This is a genomic window from uncultured Porphyromonas sp., from assembly GCF_902489635.1.
Taxonomy (GTDB): Bacteria; Bacteroidota; Bacteroidia; order Bacteroidales; family Porphyromonadaceae; genus Porphyromonas.
In genome coordinates this window covers 18748-29592 of record NZ_CABUAN010000028.1, presented here as the reverse complement: position 1 = coordinate 29592, position 10845 = coordinate 18748, and the positions used below count along the sequence as shown (strand labels likewise).

Annotated in this window: 10 protein-coding genes; all 10 read left to right on the top strand. The window is 55.5% G+C overall.

Annotated elements, in window-relative coordinates; genetic code table 11:
- Positions 1 to 258: 258 nt before the first annotated feature.
- The 10 genes from RDM37_RS06400 to RDM37_RS06355 all read left to right on the top strand — a co-directional run bounded on the left by RDM37_RS06400 (position 259) and on the right by RDM37_RS06355 (position 10827).
- A complete protein-coding gene (locus tag RDM37_RS06400) occupies positions 259 to 1758 on the top strand; it encodes a monomeric [FeFe] hydrogenase (protein WP_308555996.1) in 1500 nt (499 codons plus the stop codon).
- The gene (gene hydE, locus RDM37_RS06395; RefSeq protein ID WP_308555994.1) at positions 1733 to 2782 is read left to right on the top strand and encodes a [FeFe] hydrogenase H-cluster radical SAM maturase HydE; all 1050 of its coding nucleotides are present in this window, start codon (positions 1733 to 1735) and stop codon (positions 2780 to 2782) included. Before RDM37_RS06400 ends, hydE begins: the two co-directional genes overlap by 26 nt.
- Before the next feature lie 12 nt (positions 2783 to 2794).
- The gene (hydG, locus tag RDM37_RS06390) at positions 2795 to 4213 is read left to right on the top strand and encodes a [FeFe] hydrogenase H-cluster radical SAM maturase HydG (protein ID WP_308555992.1); all 1419 of its coding nucleotides are present in this window, start codon (positions 2795 to 2797) and stop codon (positions 4211 to 4213) included.
- 12 nt (positions 4214 to 4225) lie between these two features.
- On the top strand, positions 4226 to 5425 hold the full coding sequence (hydF, locus tag RDM37_RS06385) for a [FeFe] hydrogenase H-cluster maturation GTPase HydF (RefSeq protein WP_308555990.1): 1200 nt from the start codon (positions 4226 to 4228) through the stop codon (positions 5423 to 5425).
- 78 nt (positions 5426 to 5503) lie between these two features.
- Positions 5504 to 6496 carry a glycosyltransferase gene (locus RDM37_RS06380; RefSeq protein ID WP_308555989.1) on the top strand — a complete coding sequence of 331 codons (993 nt, stop codon included), beginning with the start codon at positions 5504 to 5506 and terminating at the stop codon, positions 6494 to 6496.
- On the top strand, positions 6493 to 7014 hold the full coding sequence (locus tag RDM37_RS06375) for a nitroreductase family protein (RefSeq protein WP_308555988.1): 522 nt from the start codon (positions 6493 to 6495) through the stop codon (positions 7012 to 7014). The genes RDM37_RS06380 and RDM37_RS06375 overlap by 4 nt, the downstream gene beginning before the upstream one ends.
- Before the next feature lie 15 nt (positions 7015 to 7029).
- Positions 7030 to 8031 carry an FAD:protein FMN transferase gene (locus RDM37_RS06370; RefSeq protein ID WP_308555987.1) on the top strand — a complete coding sequence of 334 codons (1002 nt, stop codon included), beginning with the start codon at positions 7030 to 7032 and terminating at the stop codon, positions 8029 to 8031.
- Positions 8032 to 8097: 66 nt separating this feature from the next.
- Positions 8098 to 9738 (top strand): hypothetical protein, encoded by a 1641-nt coding sequence (locus RDM37_RS06365; RefSeq protein WP_308555986.1) that lies wholly within the window; start codon positions 8098 to 8100, stop codon positions 9736 to 9738.
- Positions 9739 to 9773: 35 nt separating this feature from the next.
- On the top strand, positions 9774 to 10454 hold the full coding sequence (gene nadD / locus RDM37_RS06360) for a nicotinate (nicotinamide) nucleotide adenylyltransferase (protein ID WP_308555985.1): 681 nt from the start codon (positions 9774 to 9776) through the stop codon (positions 10452 to 10454).
- Positions 10444 to 10827, top strand: coding sequence for a hypothetical protein (locus tag RDM37_RS06355; RefSeq protein ID WP_308555984.1), 384 nt, complete (start codon positions 10444 to 10446; stop codon positions 10825 to 10827). Before nadD ends, RDM37_RS06355 begins: the two co-directional genes overlap by 11 nt.
- Positions 10828 to 10845 lie beyond the last annotated feature (18 nt).

Below are 10845 nucleotides of genomic sequence, written 5' to 3'. Positions count from 1 at the left end.
CAGGACAATCTTGCAAGCAAGATTGTGAGACTGTTGACTTTTGCAACAGTCTCATGTGGTAGCATCATGCGAAACGATCGCTTTATTCGACAACTTCCTAGTCGCTCTACCACGGGAATACTCGCAAGAGTAAGGTATTTTGTCATGCGTGACTAGCAATATGTAGTGATTGATTGAGATATTAATCGTATCTTTGTGGAGCATTTAGAGATCCGACCAGTGCAGCGCGGGTCAAAAGCTTAAATATCACTTGATCGTATGACCTATATAAACAATGTAATGATCGTGCGCCATAAGCTCCTCTCGACCATGGTGGCTAGATGGCGTCAAGACCAATTGATTAAAACGATAGACCGGATCCCGCTGGAACTGAGTCCTCGTAAGAAGCGCAATGTGCTGGGACGTTGTTGCCCTCATAAGGAGCGTGCCGTATGGAAGTATAAGATGTTTCCTCTCCTAGGCTTTGACATGCAGGATGAGCAGGATGAGCTGACCCCGCTGTCTGAGTATGCTCACACGGCTCTGCATCGTCCACAGCCGACGAAGGAGAATGTGCTCTGCGTCATCGATGAGGCCTGCACCTCGTGCGTACAGATCAACTATGAGGTGTCCAACCTCTGCCGTGGCTGTGTGAGCCGTGCCTGCTCGAGCAACTGCCCGAAGAACTGTATCTCATTCAAGAAGAATGGTCAGGCACAGATCGATCACGATGTCTGCATCAGCTGCGGTCAGTGCCACAAGAACTGCCCCTATCATGCGATCGTCTACATACCCGTGCCTTGCGAGGAGTCTTGCCCTGTGGGTGCAATCAGCAAGGACGAGGATGGTATCGAGCATATTGACGAGTCTAAGTGTATCTACTGTGGCTCTTGTCTGAATGCTTGTCCTTTTGGAGCAATCTTTGAGATCTCGCAAGTTTTTGACGTACTGGGTGCCATAGAGCGTGGCGAGCAAGTCGTAGCTATCGTAGCACCTGCGATCCTAGGTCAGTTTAAGGCAACCCGTGAGCAGGTCTATGGTGCGATCAAGAAGATAGGCTTCCACGATGTCATCGAGGTGGCTCAGGGGGCTATGGACACGGTGAGCCATGAGGGTAAGGAGCTGGTAGAGAAGATCGAGGCTGGACAAGCCTTTATGACGACCTCGTGCTGTCCCTCCTTCTATGAGCTGGTGGATAAGCATGCGCCTGGTCTCAAGCCTTTTGTCTCTAGCTCACACTCGCCGATGGTCTACACAGCAGAGCGCGCTCGCAAGCTTTATCCCGATAGCAAGATCGTCTTCTTCGGCCCTTGTGTGGCTAAGCGTAAGGAGATCAAGCGTCCCAACGTGGATGTCGATATGGTGGTTACCTTTGAGGAGCTTGGCTCTATCCTAGAGGGGCTGGAGATAGATATCAACACGGTAGAGGGCTACAAGCCAACCGTCGAGTCAGTACGTGAGGCACACGCCTTCGCTCGCAATGGCGGTGTCAAGGATGCTGTCATCTCCTATCTGAGCAATACGGAGGAGTACAAGGACTTCGTGGGTCGTCTCACTGCTGAGGAGATCGCAGGTCTGGACAAGAAGGCTGTTGCCAAGCTTAAGGCTTACGGCAAGCGTGGCAAGGCTGACACACAGTTTGTCGAGGTGATGGCTTGTCTCGGTGGATGCGTGACAGGACCAAGTGCCTTCAACGATGTACTCGCTGGTCGCCGCCAGCTACTCAAAGAGGTGGAGAAGATCGACCTCACCTATGCCAACTATAAAGAGAAGGAGTGATACGCTAGGCCAAGTAGCATCAGCCTCCATCCCTGAACTGAAGGCTCTATTAGACAGTAACGACACGCACCTCGGGCATGAGCTTCAGGTGCGTGCCGAGGCTATTGCGGAGCAGCACTTCGGACGGAGGATCTATTTGCGAGGTCTTATCGAGATCTCAAACATCTGTCGCAACGACTGCTACTACTGTGGCATACGCTCTACCAATGAGCACGTCACCCGCTATCGGCTTACTGCAGATGAGGTGATGTCGGCCTGTGCGAGAGGATACGAGATAGGCTTTCGCACCTTCGTACTACAGGGTGGCGAAGACCTCTATTGGCGAGGCGAGCGTCTACTCTCACTCGTACGCAACATCCGCTCTAGCTATCCAGAGTGCGCCATCACGCTCTCACTCGGAGAGATGGAGTATGAGGAGTACGAGGCGCTCTTTCGCGCTGGGGCCAACCGCTACCTGCTGCGTCACGAAACTTACGACAAGGAGCATTACCAAAGCTTGCACCCCAGCACGATGGCGCAAGAGCATCGACTACAAGCCCTTCGGGACCTCAAGCAGATCGGCTATCAAGTGGGGACGGGTATCATGGTCGGTTCGCCAGGGCAGACTACGGCACACTTAGCGCAAGACTTAGACTTCATCCGTAGGCTGCAGCCGGAGATGATAGGCGTGGGGCCTTTCATTCCTCATGAAGATACGCCTCTAGGGACCTACCCTGCGGGGAGCCTGTCGATGACGCTTCGCTTCCTCGCCCTCTGTCGGCTCCTCAATCCACGGGCACTGATCCCCGCCACGACAGCTGTTGCCACACTCCACCGCGAGGGACGACTAGCCGCCATACGATCAGGATGTAATGTGGTGATGCCCAATCTATCACCATTAAACCATAGAGCAGATTACGCTCTCTATAACAACAAAGCCTACTCAGGCTCTGAGGCTGCCGAGGGTGTCGCCCTCCTACAGGCACAGCTTGACACGATAGGTTACCAAATAGACTGGGGGCGTGGAGACGCTCCCATCAGCTAAGAAAGTGAATGTATGAGTTACAATAAGCAATCGCACGATGCCTGTGACTTCATCAATCATGATGAAATCATCGACACCCTCCGCTATGCGGAGCAATACAAAGATGATGAGAAGGTGATCTCTGATATCCTACGCAAGGCTACGGAGATGCGTGGACTAGATCACCGAGAGGCTGCCGTACTCCTCCTCGCCGAGGACCCTGCGACACGACAACGAGTGGCACAACTGGCCGAGCAGATCAAGCTACGCTTCTATGGTAAGCGCATCGTACTCTTTGCTCCGCTCTACCTCTCAAACTACTGTATCAACGGCTGCGTCTACTGTCCTTACCACGCTAAGAACCGCACCATTCCTCGCCACAAGCTGACCCAGGAGCAGATACGACAGGAGGTGATCGCCCTGCAAGATATGGGACATAAGCGTCTCGCTCTCGAGGCGGGCGAAGATCCACGCAACAACCCGATCGAGTATATCCTTGAGTCGATCCAGACGATCTACTCGATACATCATAAGAATGGGGCGATTCGTCGTGTCAATGTCAACATTGCCGCAACCACTGTCGAGGAGTATCGTATGCTCCACGAGGCAGGCATCGGCACTTACATCCTCTTCCAGGAAACTTACCACAAGGAGCACTACGAGGAGCTACACCCGAGAGGTCCTAAGAGCGACTACGCCTATCATACCGAGTCGATGGATAGAGCGATGCAAGGAGGCATCGACGATGTCGGGCTGGGCGTGCTCTTTGGCTTGAGTACCTATCGCTATGACTTCGTCGGACTGATGATGCATGCGGAGCATCTAGAGGCAACTTTTGGCGTAGGACCTCACACGATCAGCGTGCCACGCATCTGCCCTGCCGATGACATCTCGCTCGACTCCTTCCCCGAGGCAATCCCCGACGATACCTTCCTCCATATTATAGCGGTGGCCCGACTGGCGGTACCCTACACCGGTATCATCGTCTCTACCCGTGAGCGCGAGGCGGTACGCCAGCGAGCACTCCACGTAGGCGTATCGCAGATCAGCGGAGGCTCCCGCACCTCCGTGGGAGGCTATGCACAGACGACAGAGGCCGCCCACTCAGAGCAGTTTGAGGTGAGCGATCCACGCACGCTCGACGAGGTGGTCTACTGGCTCCTCCAGCAGGGACACATACCGAGCTTCTGCACCGCTTGCTATCGCGAGGGACGTACCGGCGACCGCTTCATGTCGCTCTGCAAGAGTGGACAGATATCCAACTGCTGCGGGCCTAATGCCCTGCTCACGCTGCAGGAGTACCTAGAGGATTACGCCTCACCTACGACCCGTGAACTGGGACTAGAGATGATCTCGCAGCAACTCCCCACGATCCCCAACGAGCGAGTTCGTGCCATTGCGCAGCAGCGTCTCCAGCAGATCAAGGCGGGAGAGCGCGACTTCCGCTTTTAATGAATAAAGGATATGACTCCAAGGGGAAAAGGCACCAGCGAACGTAAGCGACTCCTCCTCGTAGGGCAGGTCAACAGTGGCAAGTCTACGCTCTTCAACCGCTTGCTACGACAAGAGCGGTCGCTCGTGTCTGACCAAGCTGGCACCACGACTGACAGCGTGGAGAAGCTCTTCGAGCTGCCCAGCGTAGGACCCGTCCTATTGGTCGACACCCCAGGACTAGCCGACGACACCCCTCTCGGTGCCGAGCGACAGCGGGTCACGCAGCAAGCACTGCGCTCTGCCGATCTAGTCCTCTACCTACTCAGCCGTGAGGAGTCTCTCGACACTCCGATCATAACCACTTTGCGAAAGGCCAGCGTGCCGACGCTTCCAATCATTGCTCGTGCCGATCTGCCAGAGCAAAGCTCTTGGCTAGAGCGACAAGAGGAGATTGTGCAATGCTTCGGCCATGCCCCGCTCACGCTTCGTCAGGACGAAGACGAGAGCCTAGACACCCTACTGGAGACGATCAAGCGAACGCTACGCAACGAATCCGAGCCAGAACCTTCACTCCTAGGTAATCTCTGCGAAACGGGCGACCTCGTACTCCTCGTGATGCCACAAGATAGCGCAGCACCCGCAGGACGACTGATCTTGCCACAGGTACAGACCATTCGTGCGCTGCTAGACAGAGGTTGCCACGCGCTATGCGTCACGCCAGAGGAGCTTCCCGCAGTCCTATCACAGCTGGCAGCTCCGCCTCAGCTCATCATCACCGACTCGCAAGTCTTCGCCACGGTCGAGCCACTAGTCCCCAAGGGTTGTCGGCTCACCTCTTTCTCCATCCTCATGAGTGCCCAGCGTGGCGACCTCGAGCGACTGGTCGCGGGGGCTAATGCCATTGGTCGGCTCACCCCCTCCAGTCGTCTGCTTATTGCGGAGGCTTGCACCCACGCTCCCGAGGGCGAAGATATCGGCACTGTCAAGCTGCCCCGCCTCCTACGCAAGCGCATCGGCGAGGCACTCACCATAGAGCATGTGTCGGGTAGAGACTTTCCCGAGGACCTCACGCCCTACGACCTCGTCATCCACTGCGGTGCTTGCATGTTCAACCGACGCATGCTCGTCGCCCGCCAAGACCTCGCCACAGCTCAGCAAGTGCCCATGACCAACTACGGGCTGGCGATAGCCTACCTGACAGGCATCCTCGACAAGGTAACTCTCCCGTAGTGGACGCTCATCAGTTATCGCGGTCGCTCGTAGGTAGCAAATTAGTATCTTTGTGCAATAGTACTACAAGTAGACCTCATGACTGATCCCAACTCTCTTGAAACGACCGCCACGGAGTGTCCCGACATCTCTGTGGTCATCCCTCTGCTCAACGAGGCTGAGAGCCTCCCCGAGCTCTACGAGCGCATCGTAGCTCACACCGCTGAGGTGGGGCTGAGCTACGAGATCATCTTCGTCGACGATGGCAGTAGCGACGACTCGTGGGCGGTGATCGAGCGGCTAGCTGCTCAGGACGCAGCGGTGCATGGTATCAAGTTTCGTCGAAACTACGGCAAGTCACCAGCACTGCAATGTGGCTTCGCTCGTACTCGTGGCCGAGTGGTCTTCACGATGGATGCCGACCTGCAAGACGCTCCCGAGGAGATCGGCGGAATGTACAACATGATCGTCCATGAGGGGTACGACCTCGTGAGCGGATGGAAGAAGAAACGCTACGATCCGCTCTCCAAGACGATTCCCACCAAACTCTTTAATGCGACCGCAAGGCGCGTCTCAGGAATCAAGAACCTGCACGACTTTAACTGCGGGCTCAAGGCGTACCGAGCAGAGGTGGTGCACAGCATCGAGCTGTACAACGATATGCACCGCTACATCCCTTATTTGGCAAAGAACGCAGGCTTCGCCAAAATTGGCGAGCAGGTGGTGCACCACGCGCCTCGTAAGTATGGGCACTCGAAGTTTGGACTAGACCGCTTCTTCAACGGCTACCTCGATCTCCTGACGCTATGGTTCACGCATCGCTTCGGACGCAAGCCGATGCACTTCTTCGGTTTCTGGGGGTCGCTCATGTTTCTCGTTGGCTTCATAGCACTCATCGTGGTCCTCTCGGTCAAGCTCTCCGCACTCATCAGTGGCACCCCCGCACCGCTCGTGACAGATCGAGTCTACTTCTACATCTCCCTGGCAGCGATGATCATCGGCGTGCAACTCTTCTGTGCAGGCTTCATCGGAGAGATGATCACACGCCGCGATCCCAATCGTGACATCTATAATATAGCAGCAGAACTATGACTAAGACTTTAGACCAAATCATATCAACACGGCGTACGGTGCGCCACTTTGACGCAACCAAGCCGATGACTCGTGCTGAGCTCATACCGATCCTGGAGGCTGGGCGACTAGCTCCCTCGGCAAAGAACTTTCAGCCCCTCCGCTTCGTCGTCGTACTCTCTGAGGAGGAACGCGCGAAGCTCCACGCCATCAGTCAGCAGCCTTGGTTTTATCACGCTCCGAGCTATATCGTTATCATCGGCGACCACGACAAGGCGTGGCAGCGTCCGCACTGTGACCTCACCTATGTAGATACCTCGATAGCACTGACACACATGCTCCTCAAGGCGGAGGATATGGGCCTAGGTGCTACGACCGTGGCAGCCTTCGACCAGGAGATATGCCGTGAGCTGCTCCAGATACCTGAGCATGAGGAGCCGATACTCATCTTAGCAGTGGGACATCCCGACCCAGCCTTTGCCGGCAAAGAGGGCAATCCACGTCGCAAGACGATGGAGGAGTTGGTCACCTTCATCTAAGCTTATCGCACCGCCATGCGTCGCACCGTCACCTTACTACTCCTCTCGCTCATCCTGCTGAGCGGATGCCACAAAGAGGCACCTTACAGAAGTGCCGAGGGGCTCATCTTCGGCACGCTCTATCGCATCACCTATCAGGCTGACGAGGACTTGTCTGATCAGATCAATGAGGCACTGCAAGAGGTCAACCATGTGGCAAACCCCTTCGACTCGACCTCTATGATCTATGCGGTCAATAACAACCTGTCGATGACGGTGGACAGCACCTTCTACGCCATCTACAGCGTAGCGCGAAGGGTCTACGAGCAGTCTGGCGGTGCCTACGACGTGACCATTGCTCCACTGGTCAATGCGTGGGGCTTTGGCTTCGAACAGGGTTATCCGCTCACGCAGCCACAGGTGGATAGTTTGCTGGAGCTGGTCGGTATGGACAAAGTCTCCTGCACCTCCACTAAGCTAACCAAGGCGAACCCCGCTATGGAGCTAGACTTCGCCTCCGTTGCCAAGGGGTACGCCTCCGATCTCGTAGGCGAAAGGCTACGCAAGGCGGGCGTGACCAATTACCTAGTGGAGATAGGTGGTGAGATAGCTTACTCGGGACGCAACCCACGAGGTGCTGCATGGCGTGTCGGCATCTCTAAGCCTGACCTAGACTCCCTGGGGATAAGCCAAGAGCTACAAGAGGTCATCGACTTGCCTGGCGAACGTGGAGGGCTAGCTACCTCGGGCAACTATCGCAACTACAAGGTCGCAGCTGATGGAAAAGTCTACGGGCACACGATCTCCGCTCTGAGCGGTTACCCCGCAGAGACTGATATACTGAGTGCCTCAGTGATTGCTCCTACCTGCGCTGAGGCGGATGCGCTAGCGACAGCCTTTATGGCATCGGGGTACAAGGGCTCTGAGGCGATGCGCAAGCAACTTTCGTCTGACGTCTCCTATCTACTCTTCGTCTCGGCTGGCGACTCTTTAGCTTTTACCCCCATCTCCAGTCCCTCCTTTCCTCGATCGCACTGACGCTGGCTTGCTTCTCTAGCGATATCGGACGGACTTTCTTATCTTTGCACCATATAGCCACACATTATGACCCAATCATCGCTCCCCAATAGAGCTATCAACGATCAGCCAAGCTATCCAGACGAGGGCTTACGCCCCACCTTCTCGCAGATCCTTCGTTTGATCCTGAAGCAGTGGTACTGGTTTGTACTCTCTGTCGTACTCTTTGTCGTACTGGGCAAGGTCATCGCAGACCATCGTCCCCTAGGGCGTCAGACATACTACATGCACCTCTCCTCACGGCAACCACACGAGCTGACGGAGCCGATTATGCAGCTGAGCGACTCGACACTCAAGACGTCGCCATGGACGCCTGAGTATATCGCAGCTTTGCTCAGTACGACGACGGCCGTCGAAGAGGCGGGCAAGCGTATTGACTTTCAGGTGGACTACTGGGTCAAGACTCCCTTTGGGATGCGTGACTACTACAATCAGACGCCGATCTTAGTACACTTTGGCAACCTCCTACCAACAGACAAGGTGGACTGCATCGCTCGGCTTGATGACCCAGTGCATCCGAAGCAGGTTACGATGAGTACGTTCTCAGGTGTCGTACAGGGTCAGCCGCTTTATGAGCCGTACGATGTAGTCATCCCAGTCGGTACGACTCAGGAGACTCCCGTGGGACCTATCACTGTGACACTCGACGACCCTGCGCAGCACTATCCTTACCATATCGATCAGGAGTATACGGAGATCCCTATCACCTACTCTCCGCTCGTAGAGACCCGCGTTGCCTACGAGCAGGATATGGAGATAACGATGAAAAAGGAAGACTTACCCCTCTCCTCGGTGATACGTGTCGAACTACCCTCTGATCGCTCCGAGCGTCGCTGTCTAGACCTACTCTATGAGATGTACCTTGTCACCGATAGCCTAGGCTGGGCCGAGCAGCTAAGCGATGAGGGCGTTACCGATTCGCTAGGTCGCTTTGCTGGGTCGGTACCAGTGGCGGGGCTGTCGCCATTTAGGCTGATTGACCAGCCTCGTGTGCTGAGAGAGATGCAGCCAGACCTGTTCATCATCGCGGGTATGGGACTCCTCGGTCTACTCCTGCCGCTACTCCTGATGTACATCTACTGGGCTATACGAGGCGTCATCTACTATGTCTCCGAGTTGCCCAGCCTCCTACGTCGTCGACTTAGACTAGACCTGCAGCGAGGTCGTAAAGGCAAGAACGCTCTCTATCTCAATCTCGAGGAGCTGTGCACCCTCGTCACGCCACCACAAGGCGAGCCACGTACCATACAGCTCGCTACACCCAATAGCACGAAGTATCACGACCAGCTCATAGCGGAGCTACAGCAAGCCTTACAGCAAAGGGGTGTCTCCTGCGCCGTGTGGTACTTAGACTTAGCAGAGCAAAAGGCTGTTAGCAAGACGCCTAGTGATGTCTACCACACTACGCTCACACCTGGTCTGGTAGGTTCCACCGCTTTCCAGCAGCAACTCAAGCAGCTACAGACGCAGCACCAGCTCACGATCATCGCTCCACCAGCACTCACAGAGGATCCGACCGCTTACCTCCTCTCTAGTAGCGTAGAGCAGAGCCTCTACTGCATCTATCGTGGCAGCACGCGAGTCCGGGCGATCAAGCGTGTCGTCCATCAGCTACAGATCAGACAGCAGCTAGACCGCTCCCGCATAGAGACCCTTTGGATTGAGTAATAACGGCAACTGCCCTACTTTTTATCGATCAGACTATGACCACTGAAGGTAAAGACTCTAGGGGGAAGGCCCTTGATCTGACCCAGCTACGTCCAGCAGCATCAGACGTTAGCGGGACTGTCGGTCTCTTCGGTGGCAGCTTTGACCCGCTACACATCGGGCACCTTGCTCTCTGTGACTACATCTTGGCTTATCCGGAGCTGTCGGGACTAACGCAAATATGGTTCATGCCTACCCCGCAGAACCCGCTTAAGGAGCAAGGCCCCACGCTACCCTACACACTGCGCTGTCGCATGATCGATGAAGCTATTCAGTCCGATCATCGCTACGAGTTATGCACGATCGAGTCTATGCTCCCTGAGCCACACTACACACTAGAGACGCTCACCGCTCTCGAGGAGCATTACCCGCACTGCTCCTTCAGCCTCATCATCGGTGCTGACAGCCTAGCGTCGCTCTCCCAGTGGTATCGCCACGGCGAGCTCATAGATCGTCTGCCACTCGTAGTCTATCCACGAAAAGGGTACGACCTCTCCCAGCTCGTCGAGCAGTACCCCACAGCTCAGATACGATTACTCAGCGCAGCACCTCAGATAGAGATCTCCTCCACAGCGATCCGCCAGGCTCTCCACGAGGGGCGCGACCTGCGCCACTGGCTTCCTCAGCCTGCACTATACGACACACTCTCTAAAGCGACCACTCCTTATGAACGATGACCGAATGGTACAACTAGCCTCCTATCAGGTCGAAGAGGAGGCGCTCGATCTCCTCGATCTGCTCTCTGAGCATGGCATACCCGCCACCATACGCAATAGTTACAGCGCACGGATGCTCAGCGCATTCGTTGACGTAGGTGGCTTCATCGTCGAGGTGCCAGAGAGTGCCCGCCCGCAGGTACAAGAGCTTATCGACAGTGGCGAGCTCGTTCTACCCGACGAGAGCGACGAGCCTACTACACGTCTCACGCAGTGGGTCACCAGACTACCCCTCCCAGCCCAGTGGTCTCTGGAGAAGCGGCTCACCATGCTCCTCTTCTTACTCATCGCCATCGGGATCATCATCGCTCTCATCGTCCTGATCGTATCCTAGTGATGACACATTAAGGCA